A 19,391-nucleotide genomic window follows, 5' to 3' on the forward strand; every position below is an offset into this window, starting at 1 on the left:
CTAATCATCAACATATGAGAAATTTAATTTCGTTCTTTATTTTTATCTTATTCGCCTGTCTGGGAATGTGGTGGTACTACTCCTGTAATTGGTGTCTTGGAAACAAAGATGAAGGATCTACTATTGTAAAAGAGCAAATAGATCCTGCTATTGAAGCAAAAGCAAAAAAAGCTTACGAAGATAGTATTGCTTTGGCTCATGGTCTATATGCAAAGGATATTGAAAACATGGATGTTTTTAGATATCCAAAAAACATCCAAATCAACAATTCTAATTTTGATGTTTTTATACCTGAAAGCCTTAATGGTTTTGAGAATAAAATAGCTAATTACCTTGGACAACATCAAGATCAAGACTTAATAATCTATGGGTATGAAACTTCTACCGAAAGAGAAACAGACTCATTAACTGGTATCTCAAGAGCCAATTTTATTAAAGATATTTTAGTTAACACCGGTGGAGTAAACAAAGACCGAATTCTAACCAAAGCAAAATTACATACCTATGATTATGATGCTAATGGTACATACAATGGTGGTATTTTGCTAAACTTTCATAAAATAGATGAATCCAGAATAGAGGAAATAGAAAAAGGTATTGCTAATAAAACGTTATACTCAAGTTTTGGATCTAAAGATTTTAAACCAGATGCTACCTTATCTAATTATGCTTTAGAACTAAAAAACTACCTTACTAAGTATCCTGATAAAAAAGTATTAATTACTGGTCATACTGATAACATTGGTGATACCAAATCCAATCAGCTCTTTGGACTTAAGCGAGCCCAAAACGTTAGAGATTATCTAACTTCTCAAGGTATCCCTTCAGACAAATTTACTGCTAAATCTAAAGGAGAATTAAGTCCAATTGCTCCAAATGACACACAGGAAAATAGAGCAAAAAATAGACGAATAGAAATAATTGTAAACTAAATACCAACTATAAAAATGTTAGATTTTTTAAACGAAGCAAACTGGTGGTGCCTTCTCTTATTATTAATAATAGCTTTCTTACTTGGATGGCTTTTATCGAGATGGTCTCTTAAAAATAAATACCAAGAAAAATTAGATCAATGCCATAAAGAGAAAGAAAAATTACGCAAAGCTAGTGATAGCTACAAAAAGGCTAATACCACTTTTTCTAATCCTATTCCGGTAGAAGCTCCTAAATCAATTGAAGTAGCAGAAGTCAAAAAGGATTTGAGTGATACAGAAAAGCCTCAATTAAATTTTGAAAGCTTTGGAACAGCAAGTGAGTCACAAAAAGATGATTTAAAATTGATTAGTGGTGTTGGACCATTCATTGAAAAGAAATTAAATAGCATTGGAATATATACTTTTGATCAAATAAGTAAATTTACCAAAGAAGATATAGAAACAGTTACAGAATTAATACAATTCTTTCCTGGTCGTATTGAACGTGATAACTGGACAGCTCAAGCGGAAAAGCTAAAAAATCAATAATCCAAAAATTCAACCCTAAAAATTAAAGCCTTTGTAATATATTTATAAAGGTTTTTTTAATATCCAATATGCATTTAGATCCTATTTATTTGAGAATATAGAAAACTATATATCTAAGTAATAAATAACTTCTAAATATTTTTTTGAATCGGTTTCATCCTTTTGCGCTTTTAGTTCTTTCAAAACTCCAGCAACTTTTATTTTCCTTTCAGGAAGTCTTTGCCCTCCTTTTGCATGTGCAATTACAAAAGTATCTAATGAGTCATCAGAAGTTATTTCATATACATCATACGTATCCACGATTGGAATCATAGAAAATGTTGTTACTTTACCCGCAACAATCGGAATCATAATAAACCCATTAAAGTCTGATTTAGAAGCTATTCTCTTTGGAACACCAGTAATAACTATATTAGTAGATAATTCACCCTTTTCCATCACTTCATTGACCAACAATCTTTTGATAGCATATTGATCATAAACAGATCTTAATTCATTTGATAATGCAACGATAATTTCTTCTCTATCTTTATCACTTAGATTAGAAGTTGCCAAATCTAAAAAAAGAATCATTTTTTGTTTATCACTAAAAAGACCAGATACTTTTCCTAATTCCGATTGAGAAATCACTCCATCATCAGCTTTTGTTAGAATGTTATAGAATCTCCCTCCATTATCTAATGTTTTAATAGCCTCGTCCTTATTCCTATATGGCGTTACTTTTCTCATAATCTATGAATATTGAATTTGATATAACATTTTACCAATAAATTCTCCAAAAGAAAAAAGTACAACAACCGCTATCAAAGAGCAGTAGATTAATAGAAAAATGTTTTTCCTTCTTTTATCCTTCTCATCTTTAAGAGACAAAAAACCTGCGAGACTTAATAACGTAATGAAGAAGTAACTCATAAATATATTTTATTTATTAGTACATAAAACATATTAATTGTTACAAAGAATAATAAAATACAGTACAAAAAAAAAGAAAAACTATACCATTTTTTTCTTAACTAATGTATCAAAAAGTCTATCTATTTGTAGTGGTTTCCATAAAAAACCATCAAAATAATTCAAATAATCCTCATTATTTATAGCAGTAACATCCGCGGTAAGGGCATATATAGGGGTATGGCTATTTTTGTTTTTTGAATCTTTTATCAACTTAGCAGCATCAAAACCATTCATTTCTGGCATATGAATATCCATTAAAATAAAGTCTACTTTTACTTTATTAGCTATCTGTACGGCATCATATCCATTTTTAACTCTTTCAATTTTAACTCCCCATTTCTTCAGTAGCTGCCCCATTACCAAAGCATTTACTTCATTATCTTCTGCAAGAATTGCTATTTTACCCTGTAACTGATCCGTTTGCTTTTGATCAATTTTAATAATCTCCTCAGCTTTTTCCAAGACTAAATCAAACGTAAATGTAGAACCTTTTCCTTTTTCACTTATTAATAAAACACTACTGCCATATAACTCTACAATTTTCTTGACTATTGCTAAACCTAATCCAGTTCCGCCATTATTTCTAGTTGTAATAGTAGACGGTATGTAAAAACTATCAAATAATCTAGACTGTTCTTTCTTAGCTATACCTACACCTGTATCCTTAACACTAAAAGAAATTTTATCTTTTCTACCTTTAGAAGAAATCAATTTAATATTTATATCAACTGCTCCTGTATTAGTATATTTTATGGCATTACTTACAAGGTTTCCAAGAATCTGAAATAACTTAGTTTCATCAAGTAAATAAAATTTAGTTAACTTATCATCAATATGAACGTTTAGTTCTATACCTTTTTCTAAAGCCATTCCTAGATAAGTATCCCTAATATTATTTATTAGTTCTTCAAAATTAGCTGCATGTATTTCTAACTCCATCTTGTTGGAATCCAACTTAGAAAAATCCAAGATATCATTAATAATGCGCATCAAATTTTTAGAAGAAAACTGCAACGAAACAAGTAATTTTTGATCATCCTCATCCGCCCTCTCTTTTAACATCGAAATAATACTTGTAACTGCATTTAAAGGTGTTCTTATTTCATGACTCATTGCCGATAAGAACTCTTGTCTCATCTTTGCAGTTTCCTCAGCTTGTTTTTCTTTTAAAACAATTGCCTCTTTCTCTCTCTTTAATCCCTCTTCTTGTTGTTCGTATTTAATTTTAGAAATACGTTCATAATTCTCAATTACTTTTAGCGTCTGAGAATTAATAGATTTATCCTTTTCTTTTAAATAACTCTCTAAATATTTTAGTGATTTCTTATGCTTGTTTTCGGTTTTATATAACTGATAAAGAAGATGACATGCTTTGAATTTAGTTCTAGAAAGGTTGTATTTATCTCCGTGTGCAATCACTTCCTTTAGTAAAAATTTCGCTTTTTGTCTATCACCTATTTCTAAATGTAATTGAGCGATTTTTTGCTTAGACATTCCTATTCCAAAAACTTCGTTATACTTTTTATGTATTTCTAATGCTTCTAAAAAATCTTTATTTGCTTTTACATATTCTTTATAATAATAAAAAACTTTTCCACGTCCATAAATCGCAAAAGCTAACCCTCTTTCATCTCCAGTTTCTTGTTTAAGCTTTATAGATTTATTAATCATCCTTGAAGCTTTTACAGGTTTGTCTTTTTTTAACAAAATCCCGGACATTGGATTATACACATTAGATTCTAGGTTTTTACTTTTACATTTTTTGGCTGCTTTTATAGCTATTTTATAGGCTTCAATAGCATTATTTTCATCTCCTAGAATTTCATAGATTGTACCTAGAGATTTCTGAGTCCTAGATACATTATACCAATCATCATACTTTTGATAAATTACCAAAGCATCAATAAGATAGATCATTCCGAGATGATAATCATTGGTTTTATAATAAATACCTGCAATACTATATTTGGCATCAGCTACTCCTCTATCGTCTTTTAATAATCTAAAACAAACTATAGCTTTCTCTGCATAGTCTAAGGCGATACTACCTTTGCCACAAATCATGTTAAACAGAGATAACATATTTAGGCTTTTTCCAATATACTCTATATGATTAACTTCTTGACTTAATAACAATGCCTCATTAGCCAATCTCATACTCTCTTTTAAATTATTAACCCTAAACTCGTAGGATTTATCAAGTAAATATTGAATTTTGGATAAGATATTATTATGTTCAATCATAAAACAAGGGTTGTAAAAATATTCTTACCTTAATCTAGGAGATAAAAGACTAACTGACTTATTATACAGATAAAAATACATTTTTTTTTAAATTTCATACTTATAAACCACATTTTTTTAAAACACAACTCACTGTATCAAAACCATTTAAGAGTATTATTCCCACAAAAACCTCTTACTAAGAGTAGTAAGAGAGCATAAAAAAAGCCACTATATTTATATTAAATATAGTGGCAGTTATTATTTACAGAAAAGGGTTTATTTATTGATTACCTAAGATTAAAGGCATCCCGTCTTTTCCAGAACCTACAATAACAACCTTAGAATTAGAAGATTTTGCTAATTCAAGAGTAGCTTCTATTCCTTTTTCCTTAAGAATCTTATCCGTTAGAGAAGCACTAAGAATTTGATTTGCTATCGCTTTACCTTCAGCATCAATTTTCTGTCTTTCTGCCTCTTTCTTAGCTTTTTCTAATCTAAACTCGTATTCTAATGCCTCTTGCTCTTGTTTAAGTTTTCTTTCGATAGCTTCCTTAATTGTTGGCGGTAATGTTACATCACGCACTAATACCTCATTTAACTGAATATATTGATTCCCTACAATTTTCTTAGTCTCTTCAAAGATTTCTTTCTGGATAGCATCTCTTTTACTTGAGTATAATTGTTCTGGCGTATACCTTCCCACTACACTACGTGCTGCAGAACGTATGGTCGGTAATAAAACTCGTTGAACATAATTTTCTCCCTTTTGTTGATGTAACAACCCAAGTTTAGCATAATCCGGTTGAAACCAAGCCGAAGCGTCTAATTTTATCTCTAAACCATTAGAAGAAAGTACTTGCATTTTCTCAAAAACTTCTTGCTGTCTTACTTCATATACAATAACTTTATTCCAGGGCGCTACCAAATGAAAACCTTCTCCTAATGGAGGTGCATCAGTTACAACTCCCCCACCGAATGTTTTATACAACACTCCAGCTTCTCCGGAGCCGATTGTTTCTGTTGATTTAGAAATAAAGACAATTGTAAGTACAATAATTATAAGAATAGGTAACCCTATTTTAGGTAATTTTTCCATGATATATGTGTATAGTTTTTAATTTTTAAATAAGCCCATTATATTTCCTCATAAACCACTCAATGCTTAATAATAATATAATTATCATCAAAAGGTATTTCCAATCTATTAAAGATACAATATTTTCTTTGCTCTTTTGAATTGCTTGATACCTCTGATCTTCAATCAGATCACTCACTAAGCCATCTATTTGATTCATAAAATAGGCAGTTCCTTTAGTATTAGTCGCAACTTGTCTAAGTTTTGTTACATCTGCATTAAGTAATTGTTGTTCTACATCATAATCCAAAATACTAAAACTCCCAGATCGTGAAATATTTTCACCCACAACCACTACTGTATATTCATAATTTCCAGAAGCAAAACTACTGAGATCGGCTTCATATGAACTGTTTTTTAATAACATTGGGATTGTCTGTGATGCTTCTGTATCTTTATTTTTTACTACTATATTTAAATTACCCCTGCGATCAAATTCATAATTTTTAGTGAAATATTCCGCTTTTACCTTTATACTAGAATTTCCATAATAAAATGATTCAGAAATCGTATTAAGTCTACTTTTTTGTTTATTAGATGCTAGATATTGAACGAGCCTACCGAAAAAATCATCAAAACTTTCAAAACTTTTATTATCCAAATACGACTGTGCTCTCCACCTCCATATACCTTCTCCAAATAAAATTGCTTCTCTAACCCCATTATCCTCTATAGTGGCTAACAAGGGTTCACCGGTTTTTATGTTTCCTATATTTCTTTGTAATAACACATCATAAGATGATTTCATATGTATCTCTCCAAAAGTTCCTATCAAAGGAGGATAGTCATTAAAACCGATATCTTCTAACAAAAATGTTCCGTAGTTAGGGTTGAATCTTGGCAAATAGTATTCTGTTTGCCTAGTTATTTCTTGCCTATATACATTTTGTGATTTATTTAGAAAAACCCAATCAGTCTTAGAACCAGTTATCGTAAAATAATTTTTCCTAGCAGTTTTTATCTTTTCATATACCGCTCTAAATCTTGCATTTGGTTGATATAAAATAATAAGTTGATACTCTTCAATATCTTTTACTTCTGATGGCCTACTAATTGTAAGGCTTCTTCTTTCGTTACTTTCGATACTTTTTTTAATAGCTCCCAAATCTGGATGAGTTAAATCACTAATCAATAAAACATTTGTCTTTTGATCTATTACCTCTACAGCAAAATCTTTCTTATTATTAATTACATTTTTCTCATTTTCTATTGGTGCTAATCGAGCACTATATTTTAAAACACCAGCTGAGCTAGCTGGGAGTGTAAAATTAATAACTGTAGAATTATTTTCTTCGGAAAAAGAAACAGGCTTAGAATAAACAATATTTTTACCAGATCTTATTTCAAAACTTGTATTTATATTACCTGTTCCAGAATAAGTAAGAATAACCTCTACAGGGAACTTATTTTTAAGATATGCATACTTATTTACATTAAGTTGTTGGATCTTGGTATCTGTTACTACCGTTGTATCACCTATAACTATTGGATAAACCTGTTGTTTATAATTAACACTACTAAATTGATAGTCCCTTCCATACGTTTGGTTACCATCGGTAATCAATACCGTAGGAGCATTTGTATTTTTATAGATTTGATCTAAACTTTCTAATGCTTCCGAGATATTTGTTTGCTTTTCATCAAATGTTAAGCCTAAACTATCTTTTAATACGTCTGAAAAAGAATAATATTTTACATCAAATCTTTCTTTAAGTTCTGGATTGTCTTTAATTCTACCAATAAATTGTGATACTTGTTCATCTTGCTTAAGATGTTTTATAGAAGAAGAATTATCCACTGCAAAAACCAAGGTAGGTTTCTCTATATAATAAGTATTCTTTCGAAATGTTGGATTAATCAACAATATTAATAACGCAAAAATGCTAAGAAAACGTAAAAAAGCAAAAAACAGATTTTTTTTATTTCTGTTTTTTGCTTTGTACATATATTGAAATAGCGCAATAACTATGGCAATTACTCCTGCTGCTATAATCAATCCTATATTTTGTATCTGCATTCTTATTAATTACTATCTAAGAATCTTATCAAGAAATCATTGATTTCTCACTCTTAAATAGTTTATTTTGAAAATTGAAAATAATCACATTAAATTTAAAAGATCTTAAACTTATTAAAAAACTATCCAAAAAATCGTAAATCGTAATTTCGGAAAATTCATTTTAGGTAAGCATTCCTCCGTCTACATTAAGAACCTGACCAGTAACATATCCACTTAAATCACTAGCTAAAAACAGACAAGCATTTGCAATATCTTCGGGAGCTCCTCCCCTTTTCAAGGGAATTGCTTTTCTCCATTCATCCACTACCTTCTCATCTAATTTCCCAGTCATTTCAGTTTCGATAAAACCAGGAGCAATCACATTACTTCTAATGTTTCTCGAACCAAGTTCTAAGGCAACTGATTTAGAAAAACCAATAATACCAGCTTTAGATGCCGCATAATTAGCTTGACCAGCATTTCCTTTTACCCCAACAACAGAACTCATATTAATGATACTTCCTTTTCGTTGCTTAAGCATTGTTCGCTGAACTGCTTTGGTCATGTTAAAAACACTCTTAAGATTAACCTCGATAACTTTATCAAAATCGTCTTCACTCATTCTCATAAGCAAGTTATCTTTTGTAATACCTGCGTTATTAACCAATATATCTATACTTCCAAAAGTTTCTAAAACATCTTTTACTAAACTTTCGGATTCTTCAAAGCTTGCAGCATTACTTTGATATGCTTTTGCTTTAATACCTAAACCGTTTAATTCTTTTTCTAAATCCGTTGCAGCGTCTACAGAAGAACTATATGTAAATGCAACGTTGGCACCTTGTTTTGCAAAAACTTGTGCTATTCCTTTTCCAATACCACGTGTAGCACCCGTGATAATGGCAGTTTTACCTTGTAAGAGATTCATTCGCTCTATAATATTTTTTTGGTATCTCACATCATCTATTAATGATATGAATTATTTTACGTTTTCAAATATAAGAATTACTAGCAGCTCAACAATAATAAAACACTTGATTTATAATTGGTATTATATACAAAAGTTATAAAACAATTGAAGGTAAGTTTGATCATATTAACTTTCAATCTTTTAGCAACTAATTTTATCATAATTACTTAAAAAACACTTTAAATTTTTATATTCCAAAACAAATCTTTAATAAAAAACCTCGATACGACTGATCGAGGCCTTAATAGAATATTATTTTCACTAAGTTTAGTGATGTACTATAGCCTCTGATCTATACGAGGATAGATTTTCTTGAAACTTATGATATTTCTTAATTACTCCAAAAACTTCATCCCCTATTTCTTTAGAGAACTGAACAGAATCCTTTAATAAATCCGAAGCTTTATTAATAGTTTGTGAAAGCTTTCTACCATTATGATCCAATTCTAAAAATTGTTTATGCATATCAGGCGTGCAAGGCTCACATCGATAAGAATGTAAATCAGTAAGCATGGCTGTGAGTTCATCCTTCATACGACTCAAACGAAGCGTATGTGTTTGACGATTAGGTGATTCCCTAAACGTAATTTGGTTATTCATAATGGTTTGGTTTTAAAGTGAGTGTTTTAAATTTACCAATAAAAAATAAGACATCAAAAACTTTAGACCTTATACTTAAGTGTTTTATATTTAATTTAAAGAATTAAATGATTTATAAAAAAATCAGCATTATATTTCAATAAAAATTAATTATTTATAATCATTTGTATATAAAAAAGAGGGAGAATACCCCTAAAAAATTATAAAACCTATAATTAATGGATAAAGACAAAAAATATAATTGGGGAATTATTGGGTGCGGTAAAATAGCACATAAGTTTGCAGAAGATTTACTTACCGTGCCTAATGCAAACTTATTCGCTGTAGCTAGTAGAAATCTTAAAAAAGCAAAAGATTTTGGTAATATATATAATGCATTTAGTTGTTATGGCAGTTACACCGAACTTATTTCCAATCCAGAAATTGATATAATCTATATAGCAACTCCTCATGTTTTTCATCATAAAAACACCCTAATGTGTCTAAACGCTAAAAAAGCTGTGTTATGTGAAAAACCTTTTGCTTTAAATTTAGAACAAGTAACAGAAATGATTGCTGTAGCAAGAAATAATAATACATTTCTTATGGAAGCCTTATGGACATACTTCTTACCTCATTATAAATATGTATTAAAAATTGTTACATCTCATGAACTTGGTAAAATAAAAAATTTAAAAGCTGATTTTGGTTTTGCAAGCGAGTTTAATCCGGAAAGTAGAATATTTAAAAAAGAACTTGGAGGAGGAAGTCTATTAGATGTGGGAATCTATCCATTATTCGCAGCATTAAGCTTATTAGGATATCCAGAAAATATTGAAGCAAAAGCTACATTTGGGAAAACCGGTATTGATGAAAACTGTACGATGCAACTCTCCTACCCAAATAATATAGGAGCTTTTTTATATTCTTCTGTTACTGAAAAAACCAATACAGAAGCAGTTATTGAATTAGAAAAAGGAACAATCGCCATACATAGTCGTTTTCATGAACCTTCTTCTATTACAATTACTAAAAATGGAGTTTCTGAATTACATGAATTCCCGGTAACAACTAATGGTTATAATTATGAAGCAATACACGTTCAGGAAATGATAACAGAAGGAAACATAGAAAGTAATATCATGTCTTTTGAAAAAAGCTTAGAGCTAATCAAGCTATTAGATAGTGTTCGAGATAAAATTGGTCTGAACTATGCGTAAATAATAATATATTTTACAGTTATCTATTTATCCCAAAAACATTAAGAAAAAATCATTCTGCACAATAACATTTCGCTTAACCCTAACACGAACATGTATAGATGGATTGTCTATAATATTAAATCAAAATTTAGAAAGATCAAAAAATAAGCAAAAGTCCGTAAAAAGTGAAAATCCAGTGCGAAGGCCTTGGATAGTAGAATATGAAGAATGTTTGGGAAATCCCCTTATAGACAATAGATGTTGTTCTAATAGTCAACCTAGTTTTTGCGCTGATCGTTAGATATCAACAAAAAAAAGCGCTCTATTATTTAGAGCGCTTTTCGATTTGTGTGAAAAAAAAGAGTGTTATTTAGCTCCCCACTCTGCAAGGGAGTCTTTGTTTAGCTTTACGTAATCAGCATTTTTAGCTTTCTCTGCTAACTCTAACGAAGTTTTTGCTGCTTTTATTGCACCAGCTTTATCTCCGCTTTTAGCAAGAATTAAAGAATGTTGTCTGTGATACCAGAATGCATCTGCTCTACCCGCTACAGCTTTTTCGATATGTGCTTTAGCCTTATCTAAATCTCCAGTTTCTTTATAAAATGTTGCTGCTTGATAGTGATCATTATGAGATGGTCCTGCCATAACTAGTTCTATACTCTCCGCCGCTTTCTTTTTAGAAGGTACTTCTAATTTGATAGCAGCTTCTGTATTTTCCCATAAAATATTGATATGTGCACTATCCATAGTAAAATCACTTAACATAATAGTAAATGTTTCTACATTCATCGGTATTTTTGTAGACTTTACAGTTATTTTAGCAGCAACTTTACTATCATCCCACTCACGTGGAGTACCCCAGTTATTTGCATCGCTATAAAACATAACTTCCCAGTTTTCTTTACCAGGTTTAGTAAAAATAGCATACGTTCCTTTCTTCAATTCAGCGCCTCCTACTTTTACATCATCTCCAAATGTAATTTGAGTATTCTTATTAGCTCCTGTTCTCCATAATTTATCATAAGGAACTAAATTTCCAAAAATAGTACGACCTTTCATGCTTGGACGGGAATATTCGATGGCAACATCCGTTAATCCAACTACTTGTTCTATTTTAGAAAGAGGGCTAGGTTGAGGAACTTTAACCTGTGCATCAACACCTAACGATAGTAAGGCCGCTGATACAAATAAGATGATCTTTTTCATTGTGTTTAAATTTAGTATTTAATTAGTTTAATCGAAACGAAATTAATAATTACACATACATTAAAAGTTAACAAAAACTTAAAATAAGTAACCTTATATTTGTCCTCATTTATAATTCTATGATGCGTAAATACATATCCGAAGCAATAGGAACTTTCATAATGGTTTTTTGTGGAACAGGAGCCATGACAATTAACGAGGTTACCGGTGGTGATGTCACTCATGTAGGTATTGCAATTACTTGGGGATTAATTGTGATGGCTATGATTTATGCTTTTGGAGATATCTCTGGAGCACATTTTAATCCTGCAGTAACTATTGCATTTGCATATGCTAAAAAATTCCAATGGAAAGAAGCACCTAAATATATTTTGTCTCAATGTATTGGAGCCATCGCAGCCAGTAGTATTTTACTCTTTTTATTTCCAGAAAGCGAGTTTCTTGGTGGTACACTTCCTTCTTTCGATGCACTTAGAGCATTTGTTCTTGAGATTCTTTTAACCTATTTTTTAATGCTAGTTATCATTAATGTATCTACAGGATCCAAAGAGGTAGGAATGATGGCTGGAATAGCAATTGGAGGCGTTGTTCTTTTAGAAGCTATGTTTGCCGGACCTATGACAAACGCATCAATGAACCCTGCAAGATCTTTGGGACCAGCTCTATTATCTGGGCATTGGGAACATCAATGGCTATATATGATCGCCCCAATAATAGGAGCTATACTGGCAGTTCTAACGTGTAGAGTTATTAAAGCAGACAACTGCTGCAAAGAATGTTAACAATAAATCTTAGTGCTTAAACTTTCTAAGTTTTTCAAAATTTACTTTATTTAACATATATTTATAGCTTATTAGTATTTTAAATGCAGCTACACACTACCGATTTTTGTTCTATTGAATTATACGAGAAGTATGTTATTGTTACCGTAAATGAAGGAGTTAATTTAACTTTAGATAGAGCTAACATCATTAGAAAAAAGCTTCAGTCTTATTACAAAAATCAAGAGTTTCTTTTGATTTCGAATAGAAAAAACAATCATGAAGTATCTGGTGAAATATATAAGCGAGGCCAATTAGCTAACATGAAGGCGTTAGCAATTGTCTCGAAGAAAAAAACAGAACGTGATAAGGCAATTATCGAACAAAAGTTATTTGACAAATCATTTGCTTTTTTTGAAAATCTGGACGAAGCAAAATCTTGGGCTGAATCTTATTTTTAGTTTTGTTTAACTTTTTTGTTTAAATTTTAAACAAAAATGATTGTACCTTTATACCTAAAAGAGGTATACAATGAAAATATACACGTTAAAGGCTAAACAAAACTTACCTATTACCCTTCAAGAGGCATGGGATTTCTTATCTGATCCAAAAAATTTGAAAACAATCACACCTGATTATATGGGTTTCAAAATATTATCCGGAGCAGAAAAAAAAATGTATGCTGGACAAATTATACAATATATTGTTACTCCTGTTGCAGGAATAAAAACAAAATGGGTTACAGAAATCACCCATTCAGTAGATAAAGAATACTTTGTAGATGAACAGAGATTTGGTCCATACGCACTTTGGCACCATAAACATTTCATCAAAGAAATTCCTGGTGGTGTAGAAATGGAAGATATTATTGATTATAAAGTCCCTTTTGGAATTTTAGGACAATTGGTACATCCATTTATGGTAAAACCAAAATTAAAAGAAATATTTGATTATAGAGAAAAGAAATTAATTGAGCTATTTGGAACTTTTAACGATTAAAAGATAAACATAATAGCTGTAAAATTTAGAAAACAACATAATGAGAAAAAACATTTTACTTATTGGTGGTAGCCATGGAATAGGATTTGAATTAGCTTTAAAACTTTATAGTAATCATAATGTCTATATAGCTTCACGTACTTCTCAAAGTTTAGGTAATTTAGAAGTTACTCACATTCCATATGATGCTTCTACCGATGAAATTGACACCTCTAAACTACCTGATCAATTAGATGGTTTTGTATACTGTCCCGGAAGTATTAACTTAAAACCATTTACTATGCTAAGTCCTGATTCATTTCATGAAGATATGCAAATCAATTTTATGTTTTTAGTAAAAATCATACATTCCATTCTTCCTCAATTAAAAAAATCAGAACAGGCTAGTTTAATTTTCTTTAGCACTGTTGCCGTTAAAGTAGGAATGCCTTTCCATACAAGTGTAGCGGCCGCTAAAGGTGCTATTGAAGGTTTTGCAAAAGCATTAGCTGCAGAATATGCTCCAAAACTAAGAGTTAATGTTATCGCCCCTTCTTTAACAGATACTCCTCTAGCCAAAAGATTATTAGGTAACGAAAAGAAGAAAGACAAAATGGATCAAAGACATCCTCTTAAACGTGTAGGAGAAGCAGAAGATATTGCTAATATTGCTAAATTTTTATTAAGTGATGATAGTAGCTGGATAACAGGACAAGTACTAGGAGTTGATGGTGGAATGTCTACTTTAAACGTAAATTAATATGCCAAAAAAAGTAAACATTTTTTGGTTTAGGAGAGATTTAAGACTAAATGATAATGTAGGTCTTAAAGAAGCATTAAAGAGCAACCTGCCAGTCTTACCTATTTTTATTTTCGATAAAGAAATTCTGAAAAAACTACCAAAAAATGACGCTAGATTATCATTTATACATAGTACATTACAAACTATTTCCAAGAAACTAAAAGATAACTACGATAGTACTATCGCAATGTTCCATGGCAACCCAATAGAAGTATTCGAAAATTTAATCACAGAATATGAGGTAAACAAAGTATATACAAATCATGACTACGAGCCTTATGCTACCGAAAGAGATGAAAAAATAAAAAAATTACTTACTAAAAAAACTATAGCGTTTAAAACCTATAAGGATCAAGTAATTTTTGAGAAAAACGAAATTACAAAAGCTAATGGCTCTCCGTATGTTGTTTATACTCCATATAAAAATAAATGGAAAGAGAAATTTAATGCTTCTAAATTAGAAGAACATAATTCGATCAAACATCTTAACAATCTTATAAAAGATATAAACTTACCAAACCTTTCTCTATCCGATCTAGGATTTGTGAAGTCCAAAATTAGCGTACCAAAATATGTAGTTTCTTCCAATCTTATCAATCATTATGAGGAGACTCGTAATTTTCCTGCGATAAAATACGGTACATCTAGATTAGGTCCACATTTACGTTTCGGGACTGTCAGTATCCGTGAAATGATCAAAAAAGCAATCGCTGAAGAAAACGAGGTTTTCTGGTCAGAACTTATATGGCGTGAGTTTTTTATGCAAATCCTATGGCATTTTCCTCATACAAAAAACAAAGCCTTTAGACCTAAATATGATCGAATTGAATGGCGCAATAACGAAACTGAATTTGAAGCTTGGAAAAAAGGAGAAACAGGATATCCATTAGTAGATGCAGGAATGAGAGAATTAAATGAAACTGGATATATGCATAACCGTGTTAGAATGCTAGTTGCCAGTTTTTTATGCAAGCACCTTCTTATAGACTGGAGATGGGGCGAAACGTATTTTGCAGAAAAACTTTTAGATTATGATATGTCCGCTAATGTAGGTAACTGGCAATGGGCGGCTGGTTCTGGAGTAGATGCTGCACCATATTTTCGCATATTTAATCCTACAACTCAGGTAACCAAGTTTGACAAAAAACTGGAATATATCAATACTTGGGTAAAAGATATCAACGAATTAACCTATCCACAACCCATTGTTGATCACAAAATGGCTAGAGAAAGGTGTCTTATAACTTACAAAGAGGCTGTTGCTTAAACGACAAATTATAACATTTATTTAAAAATATGATACGAAGTTTTTTGTAATTTAAAGCCATCATAAACCAATAAACTTCAAAAACCAATGAATACACAAGAAGTAGCTAATCGCTTAGTAGAACTTTGCCGTAAAGGTGAAAACATGCAAGCCTTAAAAGAATTATATGCTGACAACGTAGTTAGTAGAGAAATGCCAGGAGCTCCTAATGCTGTTGTTACTGGAAAAGATGCTGTAACCAAAAAAAGTCAGGATTGGTATGCCACCGTAGAAGAGTTTCACGGAGGTGAAGTATCTGAACCAACAGTCGCAGAAAATCATTTTTCTTGTAAAATGAAAATGGATTGCACTTTTAAAGGTCAAGGACGCATGCAAATAGAAGAACTAGCTATTTATAATGTAAATAATGGGAAAATAATAGAAGAACAGTTCTTTTATTCCATGCCAAGCTAATAAAAGTAAAAGAGATCGAAATGTGTGATACTTTTCGATCTCTTTTTATTCGTATAGCCAAATCATTAAAACTTATACCCAGCAGACACCTGAAAGACGTGATTTCTTTGACTTAATGCATGGTCAAAATCAAAAATATCCGAAATCCCTATATTAAAACGAGATTGAAAAAATAATCCATCCTCAAACTGATAACCAAAACCTATATTAACTCCATAACTTACGGGTGCAATCAGATCTTTTAAATCATCTTCAGTTGTTTCAGAAACACCATTAACAGAACTCTTTTTTAATAACCTCGAAGAGGTTAATATACCTATTTGTGGTCCAACTTCTGCACTAAATCCAGGTATCAAATAATATTTCGCCATAATAGGTAACGTAACATAATCTAATTTTAACAACCACTCAGTAAACCTTAAATCTGAACTATCTGTAAATCCAGGTTGTACATACGACCCCTGAAACGAATAAAGTAACTCCGGTTGTATTGCAAAATATCTTGTAATTGGTATTTCTCCTACAAGCCCTAAATGAATTGTATTTCTAGGAATAAAATCATCTATCTCTTCTCCTGCTATATACGAAAGATTATAACCTACCTTTATACCAAGTTGAGCACGATCCTGTTGAGCATTTATCTTTTCTGATACTAAAAGGATAAGAAGTATTGGGAATAGTATTTTTTTAATCATCAAATCTTTATTTCAGGGTTAATTTTTTAAAAAATAAAAGCGCCAAAAATAAACAAATCATTCCAATTAAAAAAAGTGAAGAATTATCTGATCATTTAACCAATAGGTAAGCACAAATTTCCATACAAAAACACTCACACGTATTATCAAATATCGGGATCCAAAAATCTCTTTACCTTTTCTAAAGCAGGATTCCGATTATCTTCTTTCCAAATAACAGATAATGCAGCTTTTTGTGCGATTTTAGGAATTTCTAAAAACTTTACCTCTAGATCAAATCCATGCTGCAAAGATGTTGGAACGATCGCAACTCCCAATCCACTCTCTACCAATTTAAAAATTGTTTGCGCATGAACCGATTTATGAGAAACAATTGGAGTAAAGCCTTTATCCTCGCATATACTCATAATCTTATCGTAATATATAGAACTATAGTCCGAAGAAAATAAGATAAAATGCTCCGAAGAAACTTGCGCAACACTTTTAAAATTCTTTTTATTAAGTCGGTGATCTTTTGGTAAAACTAATGAAAAAGAATCTGTTTGTACAGCTTTAATACTCACTCCATCAGGAACTCTAGCTAACCTAACAAATCCAATATCCAACTCATCACTAACAATTGACTTAACTTGATCATAATTAGACATTTCCTCTAGGCTAAACTGAATTTTAGGATATTCTTTGTCCACTTTCACCAATAGATCAGGTATAACTGTTTGAATGGCAGAACCCAAAAAACCAATCCTTACCTCTCCTTCACTTCCTTTATCAATTAAGGATGTTTGTTTTATTGTAAAATCTATATGATTAAAAATATAAGCAATTTCTTTTTTCAGATACTCTCCCGCAGCAGTTAAACTTACGTTTCTTTTATTTCTTATAAAAAGTTCAGCTCCAATAATACCCTCCATCTGTTTAATCTGCCTACTCAAACCAGGTTGAGAAATAAACAACCTTTCCGCAGCTTTTCTAAAATGTAATTCTTCCGCCACTGCTAAGAAATAAGTAAAATGACGTAATTCCAATTGATAACTCATAGTTATTAATTATTGATAAAATTAGTATTTATAGGTATTAAAAATACATATTATCTTAGTCTATACAAATACCAACAATTATAATGTCTAAAATATCATCACATTTTCAATTCGGAGAAGACTATCTCACCGCAGGTAAAGCTATCAAAATAGCGTCTAGAGAAATTAAAGGAACTATTTCTGAAGATTCAAGAAAAAAAATCAGAAAGAGTCGCCAAGTAGTCAAAAACATTGTAGATAAAGGCAATCCAGTTTATGGAATCAATACTGGTTTTGGTCCATTATGCACAACCATGATTTCAAAAGAAGAAACAAAGATACTTCAATCTAATATATTACAAAGCCACAGTGTTGGTGTTGGTGATCCTATAGATAAGGAAATTGCCAAACTTATGCTGATTCTAAAATTACAATCACTAGCAAAAGGATATTCTGGTATTGCAGAAAGCACTTTGGATCGTATTCTTTGGCATATTGATAATGATGCAATTCCAATTGTTCCTTCTCAAGGTTCTGTTGGTGCATCTGGAGATTTAGCGCCATTATCCCACCTTTTTTTACCTTTAATTGGTTTAGGAAAAGTAATATATAAGGGTGAAGAAATACCTAGTGCTGATTTATTTAAAAAAACTGGCTTAACATCATTAGACTTAGGTCCTAAAGAAGGTTTAGCATTAATAAATGGAACACAATTCATAGCTGCGCACGCTGTTAAAATTATTGAGAAACTGCATAGCTGCCTTTCTCAAGCCGACATTATTGGAGCTATGATGATAGAAGGACTACAAGGCTCTATTAAACCTTTTTATAATGAATTACACAAGCTGCGCCCTTTTAAAGGAAACATTCATGTAGCCTCTAGAGTAAAATCCTTATTAAAAGGTTCTGAGATCATGGAAGATCATATTGATTGTGATAGAGTTCAAGATCCATATTCATTGCGATGTATTCCTCAGGTTCACGGAGCATCCAGAAATGCATGGCTACATCTTAAAGAATTATTAGAAGTAGAATTAAACTCTGTAACGGATAATCCTATTATTATTGACGAAGAACTTACTATCAGCGGCGGAAGCTTTCATGGACAACCACTAGCAATGGCTATAGACTACGCTTGTCTTGCCGCTTCTGAAATTGGAAACATTTCGGACCGACGAATATATCTTGCTCTAGAAGGTAATTCTCCAGGAGTTCCTAAATTATTGATGAAAGATACTGGAATTAACTCTGGATATATGATCTTACAATATACAACGGCAGCATTAGCTAGCGAAAACAAAGGTTTGTGTTTCCCTTCTAGCGCGGATAGCATCCCTACTTCACTTGGACAAGAAGATCACGTAAGCATGGGATCTATTGGTGGTAGAAAAGCTTTAAAAGTACTAGAAAACATAGAGAAGATATTAGCGATAGAACTTCTAACAGCGGCTCAAGCTTTTGAATTTAGAAAACCAATGAAATCTGGTGTAATTTTAGATGAAATTCACAAAATGATACGTAAAAAAGTCTCTTTTGCAGAAAAAGATCGTGTTTTTTCGGATGACATAGATAAAGGTATTGAAATAATAAAAAACAAGAGCATCATTAAAGTTTCTAATAATGTATTAAAAGACAATAACTTATCCTTAGAAACAGAGTTTTCCTCTCAATTTGAAATATATTAA

General features: G+C 31.2%; 19 protein-coding genes. 10 read left to right on the top strand and 9 right to left on the bottom strand.

Annotation, left to right across the window (positions count from 1 at the left end; translation table 11 throughout):
• The first annotated feature begins 14 nt into the window (after positions 1-14).
• Positions 15-932: an OmpA family protein gene (locus J8L88_RS06225; protein WP_118386420.1), complete on the top strand. Its 918-nt coding sequence runs from the start codon at positions 15-17 to the stop codon at positions 930-932.
• Between the two features lie 15 nt (positions 933-947).
• A complete protein-coding gene (locus tag J8L88_RS06230) occupies positions 948-1,463 on the top strand; it encodes a hypothetical protein (protein WP_027391179.1) in 516 nt (171 codons plus the stop codon).
• 105 nt (positions 1,464-1,568) lie between these two features.
• On the opposite strand, the gene J8L88_RS06235 is transcribed toward J8L88_RS06230, so the two are convergent.
• The 6 genes from J8L88_RS06235 to J8L88_RS06260 all read right to left on the bottom strand — a co-directional run bounded on the left by J8L88_RS06235 (position 1,569) and on the right by J8L88_RS06260 (position 9,347).
• Positions 1,569-2,192, bottom strand: a complete 624-nt coding sequence (locus J8L88_RS06235) for a hypothetical protein (RefSeq protein WP_211060256.1) — start codon at positions 2,190-2,192, stop codon at positions 1,569-1,571.
• A gap of 264 nt (positions 2,193-2,456) precedes the next feature.
• Entirely contained in the window at positions 2,457-4,661 is a 2,205-nt protein-coding gene (locus tag J8L88_RS06240) for an ATP-binding protein (RefSeq protein WP_211060257.1), read from the bottom strand.
• Positions 4,662-4,923: 262 nt separating this feature from the next.
• Complete coding sequence (locus J8L88_RS06245; protein ID WP_027391176.1) at positions 4,924-5,739, bottom strand: prohibitin family protein; 816 nt, start codon at positions 5,737-5,739, stop codon at positions 4,924-4,926.
• A gap of 25 nt (positions 5,740-5,764) precedes the next feature.
• A complete protein-coding gene (locus tag J8L88_RS06250; protein WP_211060258.1) occupies positions 5,765-7,795 on the bottom strand; it encodes a VWA domain-containing protein in 2,031 nt (676 codons plus the stop codon).
• Between the two features lie 163 nt (positions 7,796-7,958).
• Positions 7,959-8,705, bottom strand: a complete 747-nt coding sequence (fabG, locus tag J8L88_RS06255) for a 3-oxoacyl-[acyl-carrier-protein] reductase (RefSeq protein WP_027391174.1) — start codon at positions 8,703-8,705, stop codon at positions 7,959-7,961.
• A 309-nt stretch (positions 8,706-9,014) separates the two neighbouring features.
• On the bottom strand, positions 9,015-9,347 hold the full coding sequence (locus J8L88_RS06260; protein WP_027391173.1) for a hypothetical protein: 333 nt from the start codon (positions 9,345-9,347) through the stop codon (positions 9,015-9,017).
• Positions 9,348-9,565: 218 nt separating this feature from the next.
• Between J8L88_RS06260 and J8L88_RS06265 the strand changes: the two genes are divergently transcribed.
• The gene (locus J8L88_RS06265) at positions 9,566-10,546 is read left to right on the top strand and encodes a Gfo/Idh/MocA family protein (protein ID WP_211060259.1); all 981 of its coding nucleotides are present in this window, start codon (positions 9,566-9,568) and stop codon (positions 10,544-10,546) included.
• Between the two features lie 348 nt (positions 10,547-10,894).
• On the opposite strand, the gene J8L88_RS06270 is transcribed toward J8L88_RS06265, so the two are convergent.
• Positions 10,895-11,734, bottom strand: a complete 840-nt coding sequence (locus J8L88_RS06270; RefSeq protein ID WP_027391171.1) for a DUF2911 domain-containing protein — start codon at positions 11,732-11,734, stop codon at positions 10,895-10,897.
• Between the two features lie 122 nt (positions 11,735-11,856).
• On the opposite strand from J8L88_RS06270, the gene J8L88_RS06275 reads away from it, so the two are divergent.
• The 6 genes from J8L88_RS06275 to J8L88_RS06300 all read left to right on the top strand — a co-directional run bounded on the left by J8L88_RS06275 (position 11,857) and on the right by J8L88_RS06300 (position 15,995).
• Positions 11,857-12,516, top strand: coding sequence for an MIP/aquaporin family protein (locus J8L88_RS06275; RefSeq protein WP_118389907.1), 660 nt, complete (start codon positions 11,857-11,859; stop codon positions 12,514-12,516).
• A gap of 83 nt (positions 12,517-12,599) precedes the next feature.
• Positions 12,600-12,956 carry a hypothetical protein gene (locus J8L88_RS06280; RefSeq protein WP_211060260.1) on the top strand — a complete coding sequence of 119 codons (357 nt, stop codon included), beginning with the start codon at positions 12,600-12,602 and terminating at the stop codon, positions 12,954-12,956.
• Positions 12,957-13,026: 70 nt separating this feature from the next.
• Positions 13,027-13,494, top strand: coding sequence for an SRPBCC family protein (locus tag J8L88_RS06285; RefSeq protein ID WP_027391168.1), 468 nt, complete (start codon positions 13,027-13,029; stop codon positions 13,492-13,494).
• Positions 13,495-13,534: 40 nt separating this feature from the next.
• On the top strand, positions 13,535-14,233 hold the full coding sequence (locus tag J8L88_RS06290) for an SDR family NAD(P)-dependent oxidoreductase (RefSeq protein WP_027391167.1): 699 nt from the start codon (positions 13,535-13,537) through the stop codon (positions 14,231-14,233).
• A gap of 1 nt (position 14,234) precedes the next feature.
• Entirely contained in the window at positions 14,235-15,542 is a 1,308-nt protein-coding gene (locus J8L88_RS06295; protein ID WP_211060261.1) for a deoxyribodipyrimidine photo-lyase, read from the top strand.
• Positions 15,543-15,629: 87 nt separating this feature from the next.
• Positions 15,630-15,995 carry a nuclear transport factor 2 family protein gene (locus tag J8L88_RS06300; protein WP_027391165.1) on the top strand — a complete coding sequence of 122 codons (366 nt, stop codon included), beginning with the start codon at positions 15,630-15,632 and terminating at the stop codon, positions 15,993-15,995.
• Positions 15,996-16,060: 65 nt separating this feature from the next.
• Here the strand turns inward: J8L88_RS06300 and J8L88_RS06305 are convergent, their stop codons facing one another.
• Positions 16,061-16,690 carry a porin family protein gene (locus tag J8L88_RS06305; protein ID WP_211060262.1) on the bottom strand — a complete coding sequence of 210 codons (630 nt, stop codon included), beginning with the start codon at positions 16,688-16,690 and terminating at the stop codon, positions 16,061-16,063.
• Between the two features lie 146 nt (positions 16,691-16,836).
• Positions 16,837-17,727: a LysR family transcriptional regulator gene (locus J8L88_RS06310; RefSeq protein ID WP_211060263.1), complete on the bottom strand. Its 891-nt coding sequence runs from the start codon at positions 17,725-17,727 to the stop codon at positions 16,837-16,839.
• A gap of 83 nt (positions 17,728-17,810) precedes the next feature.
• Between J8L88_RS06310 and hutH the strand changes: the two genes are divergently transcribed.
• Positions 17,811-19,391, top strand: coding sequence for a histidine ammonia-lyase (gene hutH, locus J8L88_RS06315; protein WP_211060264.1), 1,581 nt, complete (start codon positions 17,811-17,813; stop codon positions 19,389-19,391).

Source organism: Aquimarina sp. MMG015 (assembly GCF_018100855.1).
Classification (GTDB): Bacteria; Bacteroidota; Bacteroidia; order Flavobacteriales; family Flavobacteriaceae; genus Aquimarina; species Aquimarina latercula.

Excerpts from the sequence above, each read along its gene's own strand:
- J8L88_RS06285 (WP_027391168.1), top strand. The coding sequence starts at position 13,027 with ATGAAAATATACACGTTAAAGGCTAAACAAAACTTACCTATTACCCTT.
- J8L88_RS06310 (WP_211060263.1), bottom strand. The coding sequence starts at position 17,727 with ATGAGTTATCAATTGGAATTACGTCATTTTACTTATTTCTTAGCAGTG.
- J8L88_RS06300 (WP_027391165.1), top strand. The coding sequence starts at position 15,630 with ATGAATACACAAGAAGTAGCTAATCGCTTAGTAGAACTTTGCCGTAAA.
- J8L88_RS06235 (WP_211060256.1), bottom strand. The coding sequence starts at position 2,192 with ATGAGAAAAGTAACGCCATATAGGAATAAGGACGAGGCTATTAAAACA.
- hutH (WP_211060264.1), top strand. The coding sequence starts at position 17,811 with ATGTCTAAAATATCATCACATTTTCAATTCGGAGAAGACTATCTCACC.
- J8L88_RS06250 (WP_211060258.1), bottom strand. The coding sequence starts at position 7,795 with ATGCAGATACAAAATATAGGATTGATTATAGCAGCAGGAGTAATTGCC.
- J8L88_RS06225 (WP_118386420.1), top strand. The coding sequence starts at position 15 with ATGAGAAATTTAATTTCGTTCTTTATTTTTATCTTATTCGCCTGTCTG.
- J8L88_RS06230 (WP_027391179.1), top strand. The coding sequence starts at position 948 with ATGTTAGATTTTTTAAACGAAGCAAACTGGTGGTGCCTTCTCTTATTA.
- J8L88_RS06260 (WP_027391173.1), bottom strand. The coding sequence starts at position 9,347 with ATGAATAACCAAATTACGTTTAGGGAATCACCTAATCGTCAAACACAT.
- J8L88_RS06280 (WP_211060260.1), top strand. The coding sequence starts at position 12,600 with ATGCAGCTACACACTACCGATTTTTGTTCTATTGAATTATACGAGAAG.
- J8L88_RS06240 (WP_211060257.1), bottom strand. The coding sequence starts at position 4,661 with ATGATTGAACATAATAATATCTTATCCAAAATTCAATATTTACTTGAT.
- J8L88_RS06270 (WP_027391171.1), bottom strand. The coding sequence starts at position 11,734 with ATGAAAAAGATCATCTTATTTGTATCAGCGGCCTTACTATCGTTAGGT.
- fabG (WP_027391174.1), bottom strand. The coding sequence starts at position 8,705 with ATGAATCTCTTACAAGGTAAAACTGCCATTATCACGGGTGCTACACGT.
- J8L88_RS06265 (WP_211060259.1), top strand. The coding sequence starts at position 9,566 with ATGGATAAAGACAAAAAATATAATTGGGGAATTATTGGGTGCGGTAAA.
- J8L88_RS06275 (WP_118389907.1), top strand. The coding sequence starts at position 11,857 with ATGCGTAAATACATATCCGAAGCAATAGGAACTTTCATAATGGTTTTT.
- J8L88_RS06245 (WP_027391176.1), bottom strand. The coding sequence starts at position 5,739 with ATGGAAAAATTACCTAAAATAGGGTTACCTATTCTTATAATTATTGTA.
- J8L88_RS06290 (WP_027391167.1), top strand. The coding sequence starts at position 13,535 with ATGAGAAAAAACATTTTACTTATTGGTGGTAGCCATGGAATAGGATTT.
- J8L88_RS06305 (WP_211060262.1), bottom strand. The coding sequence starts at position 16,690 with ATGATTAAAAAAATACTATTCCCAATACTTCTTATCCTTTTAGTATCA.
- J8L88_RS06295 (WP_211060261.1), top strand. The coding sequence starts at position 14,235 with ATGCCAAAAAAAGTAAACATTTTTTGGTTTAGGAGAGATTTAAGACTA.